General features: G+C 48.1%; 15 protein-coding genes and 1 riboswitch. Of the genes, 4 read left to right on the top strand and 11 right to left on the bottom strand.

Annotated features, from left to right (window positions below; translation table 11 throughout):
• Positions 1-24 precede the first annotated feature (24 nt).
• Positions 25-486, top strand: coding sequence for a DoxX family protein (locus ABRS97_RS04400; RefSeq protein ID WP_367811686.1), 462 nt, complete (start codon positions 25-27; stop codon positions 484-486).
• A 26-nt stretch (positions 487-512) separates the two neighbouring features.
• Here ABRS97_RS04400 and ABRS97_RS04395 read toward each other — a convergent pair whose 3' ends face one another.
• On the bottom strand, positions 513-1,691 hold the full coding sequence (locus tag ABRS97_RS04395) for an oxalate decarboxylase family bicupin (protein WP_367811685.1): 1,179 nt from the start codon (positions 1,689-1,691) through the stop codon (positions 513-515).
• Positions 1,692-1,882: 191 nt separating this feature from the next.
• Between ABRS97_RS04395 and ABRS97_RS04390 the strand changes: the two genes are divergently transcribed.
• Positions 1,883-2,095, top strand: a complete 213-nt coding sequence (locus ABRS97_RS04390) for an alpha/beta-type small acid-soluble spore protein (protein WP_367811684.1) — start codon at positions 1,883-1,885, stop codon at positions 2,093-2,095.
• Between the two features lie 63 nt (positions 2,096-2,158).
• Here ABRS97_RS04390 and ABRS97_RS04385 read toward each other — a convergent pair whose 3' ends face one another.
• From ABRS97_RS04385 to nrdR, 4 genes are all read right to left on the bottom strand, one after another.
• Complete coding sequence (locus ABRS97_RS04385) at positions 2,159-3,004, bottom strand: ATP-dependent DNA ligase (protein WP_367811683.1); 846 nt, start codon at positions 3,002-3,004, stop codon at positions 2,159-2,161.
• A 279-nt stretch (positions 3,005-3,283) separates the two neighbouring features.
• Positions 3,284-4,279: a DMT family transporter gene (locus ABRS97_RS04380; RefSeq protein WP_367811682.1), complete on the bottom strand. Its 996-nt coding sequence runs from the start codon at positions 4,277-4,279 to the stop codon at positions 3,284-3,286.
• 123 nt (positions 4,280-4,402) lie between these two features.
• A riboswitch (FMN riboswitch) is annotated at positions 4,403-4,549 on the bottom strand.
• A gap of 92 nt (positions 4,550-4,641) precedes the next feature.
• The gene (locus ABRS97_RS04375) at positions 4,642-5,997 is read right to left on the bottom strand and encodes a TrkH family potassium uptake protein (protein ID WP_367811681.1); all 1,356 of its coding nucleotides are present in this window, start codon (positions 5,995-5,997) and stop codon (positions 4,642-4,644) included.
• 78 nt (positions 5,998-6,075) lie between these two features.
• Complete coding sequence (nrdR, locus tag ABRS97_RS04370) at positions 6,076-6,555, bottom strand: transcriptional regulator NrdR (protein WP_367811680.1); 480 nt, start codon at positions 6,553-6,555, stop codon at positions 6,076-6,078.
• Between the two features lie 106 nt (positions 6,556-6,661).
• Here nrdR and ABRS97_RS04365 point away from each other — a divergent pair, with 106 nt between their 5' ends.
• A complete protein-coding gene (locus tag ABRS97_RS04365; RefSeq protein WP_367811679.1) occupies positions 6,662-6,886 on the top strand; it encodes an alpha/beta-type small acid-soluble spore protein in 225 nt (74 codons plus the stop codon).
• A gap of 86 nt (positions 6,887-6,972) precedes the next feature.
• Here the strand turns inward: ABRS97_RS04365 and ABRS97_RS04360 are convergent, their stop codons facing one another.
• The 5 genes from ABRS97_RS04360 to polA all read right to left on the bottom strand — a co-directional run bounded on the left by ABRS97_RS04360 (position 6,973) and on the right by polA (position 12,579).
• Entirely contained in the window at positions 6,973-7,557 is a 585-nt protein-coding gene (locus tag ABRS97_RS04360; protein ID WP_367811678.1) for a lytic transglycosylase domain-containing protein, read from the bottom strand.
• The gene (coaE, locus tag ABRS97_RS04355; RefSeq protein ID WP_367811677.1) at positions 7,554-8,150 is read right to left on the bottom strand and encodes a dephospho-CoA kinase; all 597 of its coding nucleotides are present in this window, start codon (positions 8,148-8,150) and stop codon (positions 7,554-7,556) included. Before coaE ends, ABRS97_RS04360 begins: the two co-directional genes overlap by 4 nt.
• Before the next feature lie 60 nt (positions 8,151-8,210).
• On the bottom strand, positions 8,211-8,921 hold the full coding sequence (locus ABRS97_RS04350; protein WP_483312413.1) for an MntP/YtaF family protein: 711 nt from the start codon (positions 8,919-8,921) through the stop codon (positions 8,211-8,213).
• Positions 8,922-9,045: 124 nt separating this feature from the next.
• Positions 9,046-9,882: a DNA-formamidopyrimidine glycosylase gene (gene mutM / locus ABRS97_RS04345; protein ID WP_367811675.1), complete on the bottom strand. Its 837-nt coding sequence runs from the start codon at positions 9,880-9,882 to the stop codon at positions 9,046-9,048.
• 42 nt (positions 9,883-9,924) lie between these two features.
• Positions 9,925-12,579, bottom strand: a complete 2,655-nt coding sequence (polA, locus tag ABRS97_RS04340) for a DNA polymerase I (RefSeq protein ID WP_367811674.1) — start codon at positions 12,577-12,579, stop codon at positions 9,925-9,927.
• A 132-nt stretch (positions 12,580-12,711) separates the two neighbouring features.
• On the opposite strand from polA, the gene ABRS97_RS04335 reads away from it, so the two are divergent.
• Complete coding sequence (locus ABRS97_RS04335) at positions 12,712-13,461, top strand: HAD family hydrolase (protein WP_367811673.1); 750 nt, start codon at positions 12,712-12,714, stop codon at positions 13,459-13,461.
• Positions 13,462-13,482: 21 nt separating this feature from the next.
• On the opposite strand, the gene ABRS97_RS04330 is transcribed toward ABRS97_RS04335, so the two are convergent.
• Positions 13,483-15,222, bottom strand: a complete 1,740-nt coding sequence (locus tag ABRS97_RS04330) for a GGDEF domain-containing protein (RefSeq protein WP_367811672.1) — start codon at positions 15,220-15,222, stop codon at positions 13,483-13,485.
• Positions 15,223-15,336 lie beyond the last annotated feature (114 nt).

The following is a 15,336-nucleotide window of genomic DNA, read 5'->3' as shown; positions in this document are numbered from 1 at the left end:
GAAAAAAGAATTGGAGGAAATTGTATGGCTCCCCTTATTGCCCTCGTCGCATCATTTTCGTTTATCCGCCTTATCGGTCTTATCGGCTGGTCTTATTTTGACGGCTGGCATCCATCCCTTCAAGCGGCGGTAGCTGTCATGTTTCTGCTGACCGCTTCCGCACACTGGGGAAAAAGACGTCCCGACCTGATCCAAATGGTCCCTCCTTCTTTACCCCAGCGCGAATGGATTGTAACGGCAACAGGTTGGCTCGAAATTGCCGGAGCGATCGGCATCCTGATTCCCGCAACTTCCCAGGCTGCTTCCATCTGCTTAGCGCTGCTGCTGCTTGCGATGTTCCCGGCCAATATACGCGCTGCGCGGGAGAAGCTTACCATTGGCGGCAAGCCAGTGTCGAAGCTTCTTGTTCGAACTTTGCTTCAGCTAATATTTCTTGCAGCTGTTCTTTTCGCTTCTCCCGATCTATTCAGCTTACTCGGCGTTTGAATCCAAAAGCAATTAAATATGCTGGGTTACAACCCGGGATACTTTACAACTGGCCATTTCTCCTTTCGCAACGCATCAAGCAGCTCCGGTCCGACATGCAAATTGTCCCTAACCAAATCGCGAGGCGTCAGCGCCATCCACTGGTTCAAGGATATATCTTCAAACCGATCACTTTTGAACATTTCAAGAAACCACAGGGTTTCTGTCCCGGTATTTTGGATGTAGTGGCCGTTCGCGAAAGGCACATACCCTACGTCACCAGCGCGGTAATCAAACGTCCTTGCTACTCCGTTGCCGCCAAATACCGTCATCCTTCCTTGCCCTGTCAGATAATATTGCCATTCATCATTATTCGGATGCCAGTGAAGCTCCCTCATCGCGCCGGGTTCGATCTCGACCAAAGCTGCAGCAATTGTTTTCGATATGGGAAAATTGGTGGAATCAACAATTCTCACCGAGCCTCCAGGTGTACGGAGGGGTGCCTGCGCAAGCAACCGATGCTTGAAGCTGAGAGGAATCGGGCCGTAAGGGGATTTGACCTCCTGACTTTCCAGCGAGCCTGGGACTGGGGATTGAAAGATATAAAGCTGATCGGATGGAATCGAATGAAAGGCGCTTGGGGAGACGCCAAAATTGGCAGCTAACACGTCTTTGGGCGTGTGAGCAAACCAATCGGATATCGATAACGTATTGAGATCAGAAAAATGCCCGTCATCGAAAACAAGTAAAAACTCGCAGCCTGATGCCAATGCTTGAATGGAATGCGGTAATCCGGCAGGGAAATACCATAAATCTCCAGGGCCGATATCCGCGATAAAATTACGCCCATTCTGGTCAACAGAGGTGATTCGTGCTGTTCCCCAGATCATATACGCCCATTCGGCTTGTTGATGCCAATGTAACTCGCGTACCCCTCCTGGCGTTAAGCTCATGTTTACACCAGCTAGCGTAGTAGCAACCGGCAGCTCCCGTACAGTAATTTCGCGTGACCAGCCACCGTGATTCAATTGCATATGCGTATCCGAATATGACATTTTCAGATTGGGAAGTAAGCCAGCGTCAGTGACCGGAGGCACTAACATGTCCGGATTTTCCATGTCCCTCATGATATCGCGCGGGCCAAAATCCGGTCCTCCCGCTCCATCGCTTCTTATCGGCTGTGGCACAATAATAGGTTTTCCATTATTTGAGTTTGGATTTGCCATGCAAATGTCATGCCTCCTCTGCATCCTGTTCGACCTTATCCATTAAGGATTATGAGCACATGCCGGTTATTATGAAGGCAATCGGCATGCAGATGGCAATTGAATTTTTCCAAGCAATAACTTTTCACTCTCATGAATAATAATCCATTAACTCCACAAACTACTCCCACACACAATAAGGAGTGAGTCAAATGGCTAGAAGAAGCAACACATTAGTTGTGCAGCAAGCGAAATCAGCTTTGGAACAAATGAAATATGAAGTTGCTCAAGAACTAGGTATTCAGATTCCTCAAGATGGCTATTACGGCTATATGGCAACACGCGATACTGGCGCAATTGGCGGTCACATCACTCGCAAGCTGGTTCAGATTGCTGAACAACAGTTAACAGGGTTCAAACGTTAATCAGAGTTAGCGCATGCCCATGATAAAAAGACTGCGTCCACCATTCGGTAGATGCAGTCTTTTTCATATCGCGAACTCCAAAAATTCGGGAGAGCGAAGCTTGCCCTCTTTCGTCCATGATTTCGTTTTGATTCTTGCCATGAGCACGGGCTCCATATAGGCAAAGTTGTTATTTTCTTTGTACACGAGACGCCGCTTGATGCTGTCTAAAGCTTTTTTATGCATCGGCGTAATACCTGACTCCACGATGCCGACTGGCACCTTGAAACCATTCTCAGCGTCGATAGAGGCCAATAAACTATAGTCATTTTTCCTAAATCCAGCTATATAGACGTCGGCATAAATCCAATTGATGACGGTTTGCCACGATTTCGTGCTTTTACCGCTATGGTAGGCGGATTTGAGGTCCGAACGCTTAATGACGATTCCCTCGAGCCCCTCCTGTTGAATGTGCCGGAAATGATCAGTCGCCTTGCCTTCGAATACGGTTATTTTCTTATAATGCTCATTTTCAGAAAAAGCTGCTTCCAATAAATCTTTCCGTTTGAGAAGCGGTAACCCTGTAACATCGACGCCTTTATAGCGAAGGATATCAAATGCATAAAAAATAACAGGCGCTCTATTCTTGCTGGATAACAGTCTGGCAGACATCGCTTCGAAATCAGGCTTTCCCCGGTGATCCAACATGATGAGTTCACCATCAACGATCGTTCCCTCAGGCAAAGGACATTTATGTAACTCAGGAAATCTATTCGTAATCAGTCTATTTTGCTTCGTATAGACCTGAAGCCGATCCATGTTGGCAACGATACAACGGATACCATCCAGCTTTGGCTCAACCACATAGTTTTTACGATTAAAGGGCTTATTGTCTTTGGCGGCTTGAAGCAGCATTGGAGAAATGAACATTGTTATCACCCAGTACTCATGTTACAACGAAGACCGCCTTGTGCCTATAGGAAGTTGAAGGAAAGGCGGTCTTTGAACATAATTCTACATGGAAAGCATATAATGTATGGCTTGTATCCCCTGTAGAGAGGTGCTGCCTAATGTTCCGAATATTCGTAATGGATTGCGACGAGAAAACGATTGAGCTTTCTTTCAAAGACCTGAATGAGTTATATAGGTTCGCTGATGTATTTATTGACCATGGCTATAAAGTCCGAATAGAAAAAGAAAATCTTGGCCTTACTGGGGACGATTCCATGGTTGACGATCTGAGCGGGTGACGTTATTGCCGCGGCTCATCAACCACAAGGTCATCCAAATTAGAAGGAAACCAAGCAGTTGACCGAGTGTCAACGATTGATTGAAAACGAGCCAATTTATCAGCACACCAACCGCAGGAAAGGCGAGTTCGGCAAGTGTCGCAAGAAACGCCTTTGTCGAAGAAAGGCCTTTGTAATAAAGCAGCATGCTAATCAAGCCCGGAAAAAAAGCTTGAAACAATAAATTCACAGCAATGATAGTTAATCCGCCGAAGTGGCTATCCACTTGCCAGACATCCCCACTGCCCAGAAGAATGACGGCAAGCAAAGGAATCGCCAGCAAAAATCTTAGAGACGTTACAACCGGAAAATCCAATTGTTTCTGTAACAAGAACTTGCCCATAACGGTGGAACCGCCCCACAAGCAAGCCGCAAGGATGGAAAATAAACAGCTCATGGTTCCGAGATCGTTCCAACCTAGATCAGGAGCGCCAAATCCGAAAGTTAGCAAGTACGTGCCCAGGAGAGCCACAAGGATATATACAAAAAACTTGGAAGGCAGAGACTCTTTCAGCATGAAACGCGCTAGGATAATCGCAAACAACGGCTGCAGCTTCTGAAGCAATAAAACCGCATTCGCATTCCCATGAACAAAGGCAGATGTAAAGAAGATCGTTGCGATGGCGGATCCTCCCCAAGAAATGAAGAGCAGTGCCCCGATGACGGCCAGTGTCAGCTTGCCAGTAAGCGTCCGCCGATATTTAATCAGGACCGGCAGCGCATAAAAGGCCAGGAGCACATGCTCCATGAAGACGATCTGCGAGGATGTGAAGCTCTTCAGCAGCAGGATACGAAAGAGAGGATCCAGCCCCCACAGCGTCGCTCCGAGCGCGACATACCAGATGCCGTGGATACCAGCAATCCGAGACGAAAGTCCTTTGGAACGATTACTTTGCAGATCGATTACATTTTCCAATTCAAAAACCTCCCAAAAGCGTGTTTTGAATTGAACCTTCTGAAAGAAACGATGCCCCCGTTTAACGAACAACGGGGGCATCGACAAACAGACTTGTTAAAATAATTCGTTTAACAAGCTGATTTTCACCTTCTCCCATCCGGACTATACCGTCGGCCTTGGAATTGCACCAAGTCAGTCCCGGCCAAATAAGCCGGGAGTCGCGGGCTGGAGATACACGCACGTATCCTCACCGCCGGTGTGGAATTTCACCACGCCCCGAAGGTTCATATTCTATTAAAACGTATATTAGCACAGGACGGCTTCAACTGACAATAACCATTTTCAGAAAATTTTCAGAAAATGACCCAAAGCCCCGCGTCTCAACCGATTGTAATCTTACCTTCCGGATACCGGTATTTCACTTTTTCAGGTTTCGGGACTAAGATGTATGCCATCGTGATGGGCCCGAAACGTCCGACAAACATGAGGATGATAATGAGGATTTTACCAAAAAAGGTCAGATTCGGCGTTAACCCCATCGACATGCCTGTTGTCGCATAGGCGGAAGTAACTTCGAATAAAATGCCCAGAAACGAGAACGATTCCGTAATAGATAGCAGCATAGTAGCAACAACGATAATGATGAACGAAAAAAGTGTAAACGTAATTGCTTTGTAAATCCGGTCTGTAGCAATTCGGTAACGAAACATGACGATGTCTTCTTTGCCCCGAATCATCGCAATAAGAGCACCCATCAAGATGGCGAAGGTCGTCACTTTGATCCCGCCCCCGGAGGAACCCGGCGCAGCTCCGATAAACATTAGCATCACAATGAAAAATTGTGTGGCCTGCCTGAACATCCCCACATCTACAGTCAGCATCCCAGCTGAGCGCGACGTCGTAGACTGGAACAATGCACCCAGCATTTTACCTGTCAGCGACAAGGGCTGGAACGTTTGAGGATTCGTAAATTCAAACACGAAGATAACCAACGCACCTATGACAACAAGTCCTCCCGAAACGGTGAGCACCACTTTGCTATGCAGCGTTAATTTTTTGCAATGCGGATAATGAACAAGATCGGAAATGACGATGAAACCAATGCCTCCCAGGAAAATGAGCAGAATGGTAACTACATTCACGAACGGATCCTCGGAATAATGGAGAAAGCTGCCTGCTCGTCCCTCCTCTCCGCCAAACAGATCAAATCCCGCATTATTGAAGATCGAAACGGTATGGAAAACGGCGAAATACAAAGCTTTCCCAAAAGGCATTTCGAAAAGCCAGCGAACGGTAAGCAGTAAAATACCCACAATTTCAATAATCAAAGCGTACAGAAGAACTTTCCTGATCAGGCTTACAATGCCTTGGGTTGACTCATGATTCATCGCCTCTTGCAAGATCAATCGTTCTCGGAACGAGATGCGCCTTCTAAATACAAGCGCAATTAAAGTGGCCATCGTCATAAAGCCTAACCCGCCGACTTGGACAAGCAACAGCAGCACAACTTCTCCAAAAAGAGAGTAATACTCTCCTACATTTAACAAAGATAACCCCGTAACGCAAACAGCGGAGGTTGCCATAAACAATGAATCCAAATAAGGAGTCTTTATTCCTTCCGCGGAAGCAATCGGCAGCGAAAGAAGGATGGATCCAATCACAATAATAATAATAAAACCAAGCGCTAAAAATTGCGGAGGGTTGATTCTAATTTTTCGAATCCATAACATGCTCATGAGATGCGCTCCATTATTTGAATTCCTTTGATTAGAGTAACACATGGAGGAGATAAATAATCATCATCTGCATCCCATTTATTTATCCCGCAAGGGGCCTGGATCGTGCTTGCCTAGAATTTGCGTCAGCTCTTTCAAGAACATGTTAATATCCTTGAACTGCCTGTAGACGGAAGCGAAACGAATGTAGGCCACTTCATCAACTGGGTACAACTGTTCCATGACAATTTCGCCTATGGCTAAGCTGTCTACTTCCGCATGAGCTGTATTCCGAAGCTGCATCTCAACCTCAGATACAATAACTTCCAGCCTCTCCATGGAAACCGGCCGCTTTTCACAAGCTCGAATCAATCCTCTTAGCATCTTCTCTCGGCTGAATTCTTCCCGGCTTCCATCCTTCTTAATGACGATAAGCGGTGTTTCTTCGACCATTTCGAAGGTAGTAAATCGCCGTGCGCACTTCTCACATTCCCGCCGTCTTCGTATCGACTTATTTTCATTAGCGGAACGGGAATCCAGCACCTTTGTCCCGGAGTGGTCACAGAATGGGCATTTCATCTTCTTATCTCTCCTCTCTCTGCTGGTTGGTTACCAGATGTTACATGTAATGAACTTCCCATATCCGCACATAATACAGTTACCAACGACAAGGAGGTGAACAGACATGGGCGCAGGACAATCCCGCAGCAGCAACACTTTAGTCGTTCCTCAAGCAACCGCAGCTTTGGATCAGTTGAAATACGAGGTAGCACAAGAGCTGGGTATCGCCATCCCTCAAGATGGATACTACGGTAATATGGCTACTCGTGACACTGGTTCCATCGGTGGTAACATTACTCGTCGACTGGTACAAATCGCAGAACAATCTTTGGCTGGTCAATTCAAGTAATCTTGAATTCCTGCTAACGTTGTAAACTGCAAACAAGAAGTATTGGACTCTTGCCCCGTTAAGGAGCTAGTCCAATGCTTCTTTGTTTATGTTTGAGGCCCTTCATTCCACTTCTCCATGTACAATTTTGTATATTTCTCGTAATAGTAAAGGACTCGCTGGACATAATGGCGTGTCTCGCCAAAAGGAATTTGATTGATGTTCGCCTCTGTACCGTCCCACACCTGGTTTTGCTTCCACCTGTTCACATTTCCCTGTCCCGCGTTATAAGCGGCGATGGCATAGACCAAATTACCGTTGTAATGCTTCATTAACCAATTCAAATACCAGGCACCCAAATTGATATTCTCTTCCACTTTAAGTAAATCTTCTTGCGAATGCGGCCCCAAATCCGCTGATTCTACAATCCAGGCCGCCGTATCCGGCATAAGCTGCATGAGACCAATAGCGCCTTTTTTCGATTCCAAATGATGCTGATAATTCGTTTCAACCCGGATTACAGCAGCTATAAGAAAAGGATCTACTTGATGTTTCGCTGCGCTTTGTCGAATTTCCTCCTTATAGTAGATAGGGTACAATTTTCTTCCAATAAAGGAACTGTTCATAAACAAGAATAGGACAAAACATACCAGCAGAAGCGCGAAAACCCGCTTTTTGCGTAGAAATGTCATGAGAGCCCCTTCCTCAACCAGAACTGGTCGATCAGACGACTCGTTTCTTCTTTCGATCCACTATTGTCGATAACAATGTCGGCGCGAAGACGCTTTTCTTCAATCGACATTTGCGAATGTAAACGTTCTTGCGCAGCCGTTTCGCTCAGGCCGTCTCGCTGCATTAATCTCGCTAATTGTACCTCACGAGGCACATAAACGACCAGTACTTCTTGAAACATATACGCAAGGTCAGACTCATACAGCAAAGGCACATCGACCACGATCAGTTTACTCGGATTCTCCCGTTCGGCTGTTTCCATCTGTTCGCGCATCAACGCACGGATAGACGGATGCAGTAAGCTCTCGAGATGTTTGCGTGCTGCCTGATCTGCAAATATGATCTCTCCAAGCTTCTTGCGATTGAGTGATCCATCCGCATGCAGCACGACTTGTCCAAAATGAGAAGCAACCCTATCCAGAACAGGGCTGCCAGGTTCAACAACGTCGCGGGCGAGTTTGTCCGCATCAACTAATATAGCGCCGCGGCTAACAAGCATTGCGCTAACCGTGCTTTTGCCGCAAGCGATTCCACCTGTTAACCCGATATTCATGGTTACGCTCCTTCGAGTTTTCCATATGGAAAACTTTCTTTCGTAAGCATCCTTTTTTTGCTATAGCATTTTCATTATTCCCATCACGATTAACACACACCCGGGAAGTACGGATAATTTCCGCATCCAACTCATCTCCGCGTACCGAAAACCGATCCTTAGTCCAACGGCAATGAAGGTCCCGCTCGATAGCGCTATGACTGAAGCTGTCAAGAGTGGTACGAAACCAATTAACGCGGCTCCAATTCCTGCGCCGAAAGCGTCAAGAGACAGCGCCAAGCCAAGAAGTGTCGCTTCAGATGCTGATATGTTGCCCGAGCGGTCTACGTCGGCCATGGAAGGCGTCCTTAAAATTTGAATGACCAAGCCGAACCGTTTTAATTCGATATTGAGAATTTCCTTCGTCCTCTGCAGGGTATCCAGCGTTTGCAGCGCCGGTTCTCCTCCACTGAGATGTAGGGTGTCATTCGGAGTCCCTGCTGTGTCTTGAGTTTCCAGCGTTTTTTGCTGCCTCATTTGTATGAGTGCCCAGATGCCAATGCCGATCAAGATTAAGGCGCCGATCCGCTGTGCAATCAAAGGACTCATGAAGGATGACATCAACACACCGATTTGCATGGAGCTAAATATAATAACTCCCGACCAAAGCGATATAATGCCAATGGACAAAAGCGGAATTCGGATTTTGCGCAATCCATACATCACGCCCACGCCGAATCCGTCCAAAGAAACTGCAAATGCCAGAACAAGCAATGAAATGACAGGAAGCATAATACCCCTCCTAATAATTTTCCGTTGGAGCCATGCATTTGCAAGCATGTTTCCTAGGCTAAGTCTCCATATCATATGGGGAGGGGGGACTTCACGTGCTTATTCACTCTAATTTCTTTCGCACTCACTTTCGCTTAAGGGGCTGGCATACGGGGCAAATATGGGTTCCTCTGCCCCCTACAACCGTTTTATAGATTTCAGTTCCGCACACACGGCAAGGCTGCGACCCGCGTCCATAAATGTTCAATTGATGCTGAAACAGCCCAATTTCACCTTGTCCGTTGACATAGGATTTAATCGAAGAACCGCCGACCTCAACCGACTCGCTGAGGGTTCGGACAATCGCTTCGTGCAGCAATTTAAGCTCCTTCTTGGAAAGCGAAGAGGCTTCGCGCTCCGGGTGGATGCCAGCTAGAAACAAGGACTCGTCTACATAAATATTCCCGATGCCAACGATATATTCTTGATTCAGCAGCAGCGGCTTAATTTTCGTAGAACGCTTCGCAATCCGCTCGCTGAATGCCTCCAGCGTGAACGCTTCATCAAGCGGCTCCAGCCCGAGCTTTTGCAGAGGCGGTTGTGTCAGTTCTTCGCCTTTTGGAAACAAATGCATCGTCCCGAACTGACGAACGTCCTTGTATCTCAGCTCGCTGCCGTCCGTAAACCGGAACAGCACGTGCGTATGCACCTCGAGTGGCGCATCGCCGTCATATAAGCCATATCGCCCTTCCATACGTAGATGGGACACCATGACATAATCGTCAAGCACAAATCGCAGAAATTTCCCTCTGCGCTCAATGGTCTCAATCGTCTGCCCTTGCAAAAGCACTTCGAACATCCGGATGTCATCCGGCTTCTGTATAATCCGGGGCAGTCTGACTACTACATGAGCGATTGTTTTACCGGTTACGAGCTTATTCAAAGTGCGTCTGACGGTTTCGACTTCAGGTAGTTCTGGCACCAAGTTCACCTCTTAGGTTCTAAAGTTTTCAACATCCGCTATTTACTTTGCGTCATACCACGTTAGACCGTAATCTACATCTGCGCGCAGCGGCACGTCCAGTTGTAAGGCGTCGGCCATCACCTCGGGTACGATGCGCTTCATCGTTTCCAGTTCCTCTTCCGGCACTTCGAAAACAAGTTCGTCATGCACCTGAAGCAGCATGCGGCTTTTGAGCCCGTCTTGCTTCAATCTCTCCGCCATCTGCACCATAGCCAGCTTAATAATATCAGCGGCTGTGCCTTGAATTGGCGTGTTCATCGCCGTTCGCTCTGCGAATGAACGAAGATTAAAGTTCGAAGCTGTAATCTCGGGAAGATAGCGGCGGCGTTGTAAAAGCGTCGTAACATAGCCATCTTTCCGAGCGTCTTTCACAATATCGTCCATATATTTCCGAACCCCTTGGAAGACGGCAAAATACTGCTCAATAAAGGTAGCCGCTTCTTTACGGGTAATGTCCAAGTTCTGGGATAAGCCATAATCGCTGATGCCATACACGATACCGAAGTTGACGGCTTTCGCCTGACGGCGCATATTGGCATCGACGCCGTCCTCCGACACGCCGAAGACGTCCATCGCCGTCTTCGTATGGATATCCATATTCTGAAGGAACGCTTCCTTCAGATTCTCATCCTGCGAGATGTGCGCGAGCACGCGAAGCTCGATCTGCGAGTAATCCGCAGCAAGTATGTACCAGCCAGGCTCGGATGGCACGAACACTTTGCGGATCTTGCGCCCCTCCTCCAGACGAACAGGGATGTTCTGGAGGTTCGGGTATTGGCTGCTGAGGCGTCCTGTGGCGGCAATGGTCTGACGGTAATAGGTATGCACCTTACCGGTCTCCGGTCGCACCTCTTTCAGCAGCCCTTCGACGTAAGTCGACTGCAGCTTCGCCAGCTGCCGGTAGTTCAGGATCTGCCCTACAACTTCGTGGTAGGGCGCAAGCTTCTCCAGCACCTCGGCATCCGTCGAGTAGCCGGTTTTGGTCTTCTTCCAAGCTGGCAGCCCCAGCTTCTCGAACAGAATCTCGCCAAGCTGCTTCGGCGAGTTGATGTTGAACTCCAGCCCGGCGAGGTCGTAGATGCGCGTCATAATCGCATCCAGCTGCTTCGCAAGCTCCTCGCCGAATGCCCTCAAATCCGCGGCATCGACCTTGATGCCGCGCAGCTCCATCTCCGCGAGCACGCCCGCGAGCGGCAGCTCCAATTCATAGAAGAGCTGATGCATCTCGCTCTTCTCCAGCTCTTCCCGCAGCACCGGCACAGCGGCTGCGGTCGCATACGCTTTGCGGCACAGGTGCTCGCTAAGCGCAGACAGCTCCGGCAAGCGAAACTTCGCGCCCTTGCCGAAAATCTCTTCATCGGCCTTGATGCCCGGCAAGCCGTACTTGCCCGAGAGGCCGCTAAGCGTCAGATTCGACTCTGTCGGATCAAGCAAATAAGCGGCCAGCAGCACATCAAAATCCACCCCGCGGAGGTGGATGCCTTGCCAAGCGAGCGCCAGCTCCGTGCGATGCTGGTCAAAGAGCTGCTTCTTCTTCGATGCATCGCTTAGCCATGCTCGGACCGGCGAGCCCGCTTCGCTATTCAACAGCTCGAAAGGCACATACAGCGACTTGCCGCTGAGTTCGATCTGGAACGCAATCCCCGCCACTTCCGAATGATGCGGGTTTTCTCCGATAACCTCAACATGGATAGGCGTGCTATCGCCCAACGCAGCGATTAAACTTGCCACATTTTCATCGGTAACTATCTCTGTTTCCAAGACTGCTGCCGTCTCTTCTTCCTCCGCAGCACCGCCCGCGAAATCCATCTTTTCGAGCAAGGATTTAAATTCCAGCTTGCGGAACATGCCCGAGAGCGCTTGTCCATCGTAGCCATCGTAACGGAAAGTCGACCATTCCGTTTCCATTGGAACCTCACGGAAGATCGTCGCCAGCTCTTTGCTCATGATCGCATCCTGTGCATGCGCCTCGACCTTTTCTTTCATTTTCCCTTTCAAACTCGCTGAATGGGCCAGCACCTCTTCAACCGTACCGAACTCGTGCAGCATCTTCAGGGCTGTTTTCTCTCCGACACCCGGAATTCCCGGAATGTTATCGGACGTATCCCCCATAAGACCTTTCAAATCAATGATTTGCTTAGGCGTCAAACCGTATTTCTCTTGAATGCCTGCAGGATCGTATAGTTCTACTTCAGTGATCCCTTTACGTGTAATTGCAACGGTTACATGGTCGGAGGCAAGCTGCAGCATATCCTTATCTCCCGATACGAGCAGCACCTTCTCGCCTTTTTCATCGGCAACCTTGGTCAATGTCCCGATAATATCGTCGGCTTCGTACCCAGTCAACTCAAACTGCGGGATTTGGAACGCTTTCAGCAAATCCTTGATCAGAGGGAATTGCTCGGATAACTCCGGGGGCGTTTTCGCTCTTCCCCCTTTATATTCTGTATATTCTTTATGACGAAACGTAATTTTCCCAGCATCAAAGGCAACCAGAAAATGCGTTGGTTTTTCTTCTTCAATAAGTTTAAGCAGCATGGTCGTAAAGCCATAGACCGCATTCGTATGCAGTCCGCTCGAGTTGCTAAGCAGCGGCAAAGCATAAAAAGCCCGATTGGCGATGGAGTTTCCATCAATAATAATTAGCTTATCCATAAATGAGCACCCCGTTTTTGACAGACTCTCTTCATCATAGCATACGAAATTAAAATAAAAAAACAGTTGCGCACATAAACATGTAGGGAAGCAACAAAAGGCTACAGCGGACTTCAGAAGGAGGTTCTCCAAATGAGCCCTTTTTTTTCCCCTACACGCAAAAAGGTTATTTTTTTCGATATGAATAATACGATTCTCGATCGCAGACAATGCTTTGATTCAGCTTTTATGGAAGTGATGAGCGACTATACAGCGCGATGGGAGCCTGACGAGCATGTTTGGTCTGCGCAAGATGCGCTCCAAGCTTATAAACTGGAATGGAACCGATACCGGAAAGCGCCCGTCCGAAGTCCAATTTCTCCGGATGAGCTGAGGCACGTCTGCTTGCGTAAAGCGCTCCAGCCCTTCCCCGTCCAAGTGAATCCCACGTTTACGCGCGCTTTCTTCGAGCAGGTCGAAGAGCAGGAGGACAACTTTGTCGCGCTCTTTCCGGGAGTAGAGGATACGCTGGAGGCATTGTCCCACAACTATCAGCTAGCCATCATCAGCAATGGGAACCGGAGGAGACTGCAAAGCAACTTGAACAAGCTGAAACTGACCGCGTGGATCGAGCAGGAACGGTTATTTAGTTCGGAGAAAGATGGACCGCGAAAGCCTCATCCTGCGATCTTTGAGACCGCTTTGAAGAAGATGGGCACTACGCCCGGGCAAAGCGTTATGGTGGGTAACTCGTGGCGGAACGACGTGGTGGGGGCCACTTCCTGCGGCTTGGATGCCATTTGGATTCATCCAGGCAATATGAAGAAAATATCCGAACGCCGCATCGGCAAGCAGAAGGTTATCATTGTCAGGTCTTTTAAGCAGCTTCAATATACGTTCTAGTACGCCATCGAAGCCGAAATCTTAGACACTTCTGATGTGATAGATGCTCCCCAAGTGCGCTTTAGCCTTCTTCTTCAGCATCGCGGCCGTTTGCGAAATCTGTTCGAGGGAGATGAGTGATTCGCAACTGCATACAACCAGCGAAAGCGAAAGCGTAACGCCTTCGCTTTGAACTGGATTACCGCTGCGATCCCATACGTACTCCCAAACCTCGCCCTCATAGAACATTTGCACGCCTTGTTCAAACCGGCGAATCATCTCTTGACACAATTGCTCGGGAAAGTTCGATGACGATATGGCGATAAAATCATCTCCGCCCACATGTCCAACAAAATCATGCGGTGTTCCGCAAACAGCAATAGCTTGCTGCATAATATCTGCGGTGTATTGGATTAATTGATCACCCCGCTGAAAGCCAAACCTGTCATTGAACCATTTGAAATAATCCAGATCCGCATAAACCACATGGAAAGGTTTATTTTCCATAATCCGCTTATTCAGCTCCCGATTGATTTGCAGATTCCCAGGCAATCCCGTAAGCGGATTAGCCACCCTAGCCGACTCCATCCGTACATTCGTGATACTCTCCAAAATCGTTCTGATGGAAGCCGTTCCTGCCATTTTCCCCTGGCTAGTGATGATGACCAGATCATATAAGTGATGAATCGAACGGGAAGTGGCCATCTGCGATACCTGCTCCACAGCCATGAATTCGTCCACAATGAGCGGGGCTTCATCCATCAAACCTTCAATAGCCCGATTCCAGAACAAAGAGAACGCATACTGCCCGGCCAACTGCTGGAACAGACGGTCTCTCATCATCAGTCCGACCGGAACCTCTTCGCTCACGATAACGACCCCAACGGCATCCTGATTTTTCTTCAAATAATCCGCCACTTCCGAGATGACAGTTCGCTTATCGAATACCTGTACGGGCGTCGCCAAATCACCAATCGTCCAAGTTATGGAACTGCCTTCCACTTTGCGATGCTGCCAGATCAGCATGCGATGGCTCTCATGAATGTTCACAGGCCGCTCAGACGGCCTCCCAAGCAAATAACCTTGGGCATAATGAACGCCAAGGCGGGTAAGTTTCTTTAGTTCATCCTCTTGCTCAATCCCTTCGGCAATGAGTGAAATGTTCATTTTCTTCGCGAAAGTGACGAACGTTTCCAGAATATACTCTCTCACTTTATTCGTATGAATGTTCTCGATCAGCGAACGATCGATTTTAATAAAATCCGGCTGCAGCTCGGCTATCGCTTGAAGAGACGAGTACCCAGCCCCTGCATCATCGATGGCTATGCGATACCCTTGCTTGCGGTAGTGTTCCAGCATCTTTTTGGCCAGAGAAAAGTCTTCGATTGAGCTTCTTTCCGTAATCTCGAACACCACATTATGAGGACGGAGCCCGTATTGATGAAGCACCTCCAATGTCTTCCCCGGCACGAACTGAGGATCATACAACACTTGTGAGGAAATATTGATGAACAGCAATTGCTGCGGATCCTCTAGAATGAAGCCCTGTATGGCTTTTTCCCTGGCGAGTCTTTCGAGAATATACAACTCCCCTTGCTGTTCTGCGAACTGAAACATATCCAACGGGGAGTCAAACGGGCTGTCTTTCGGGCCTCTTGTCAATGCCTCATATCCGAAAACATTCCCATCCTGCAAAGAAATGATAGGTTGATAGACTGAATAAATCGACTGCTGTTCAATGATTCTACGGAACTGCAACAATATGTCTGACTGATCGTTCATTGCTATCATCCCTTACTGGCTCTACTTGTCATTCAAATCTAGTCTATCAAACCAAATGATAAGCTTTATTAAGCATATGTAAAATCTATGTAAAGAGTTTCAATAAAAAAAAGG

Origin of the sequence: Paenibacillus tabacirhizosphaerae (assembly GCF_040812395.1) — a bacterium.
GTDB lineage: Bacteria > Bacillota > Bacilli > Paenibacillales > NBRC-103111 > Paenibacillus_E.
Note: the sequence above shows the minus strand (reverse complement) of the source record. Positions and strands in the feature narration are given on the sequence as shown.

Excerpts from the sequence above, each read along its gene's own strand:
- ABRS97_RS04385 (WP_367811683.1), bottom strand. The coding sequence starts at position 3,004 with ATGTTCATTTCTCCAATGCTGCTTCAAGCCGCCAAAGACAATAAGCCC.
- ABRS97_RS04390 (WP_367811684.1), top strand. The coding sequence starts at position 1,883 with ATGGCTAGAAGAAGCAACACATTAGTTGTGCAGCAAGCGAAATCAGCT.
- ABRS97_RS04360 (WP_367811678.1), bottom strand. The coding sequence starts at position 7,557 with ATGACATTTCTACGCAAAAAGCGGGTTTTCGCGCTTCTGCTGGTATGT.
- ABRS97_RS04375 (WP_367811681.1), bottom strand. The coding sequence starts at position 5,997 with ATGAGCATGTTATGGATTCGAAAAATTAGAATCAACCCTCCGCAATTT.
- polA (WP_367811674.1), bottom strand. The coding sequence starts at position 12,579 with ATGGATAAGCTAATTATTATTGATGGAAACTCCATCGCCAATCGGGCT.
- nrdR (WP_367811680.1), bottom strand. The coding sequence starts at position 6,555 with ATGAAATGCCCATTCTGTGACCACTCCGGGACAAAGGTGCTGGATTCC.
- ABRS97_RS04395 (WP_367811685.1), bottom strand. The coding sequence starts at position 1,691 with ATGGCAAATCCAAACTCAAATAATGGAAAACCTATTATTGTGCCACAG.
- ABRS97_RS04335 (WP_367811673.1), top strand. The coding sequence starts at position 12,712 with ATGAGCCCTTTTTTTTCCCCTACACGCAAAAAGGTTATTTTTTTCGAT.
- ABRS97_RS04400 (WP_367811686.1), top strand. The coding sequence starts at position 25 with ATGGCTCCCCTTATTGCCCTCGTCGCATCATTTTCGTTTATCCGCCTT.
- ABRS97_RS04330 (WP_367811672.1), bottom strand. The coding sequence starts at position 15,222 with ATGAACGATCAGTCAGACATATTGTTGCAGTTCCGTAGAATCATTGAA.
- ABRS97_RS04350 (WP_483312413.1), bottom strand. The coding sequence starts at position 8,921 with ATGCTTCCTGTCATTTCATTGCTTGTTCTGGCATTTGCAGTTTCTTTG.
- ABRS97_RS04365 (WP_367811679.1), top strand. The coding sequence starts at position 6,662 with ATGGGCGCAGGACAATCCCGCAGCAGCAACACTTTAGTCGTTCCTCAA.
- coaE (WP_367811677.1), bottom strand. The coding sequence starts at position 8,150 with ATGAATATCGGGTTAACAGGTGGAATCGCTTGCGGCAAAAGCACGGTT.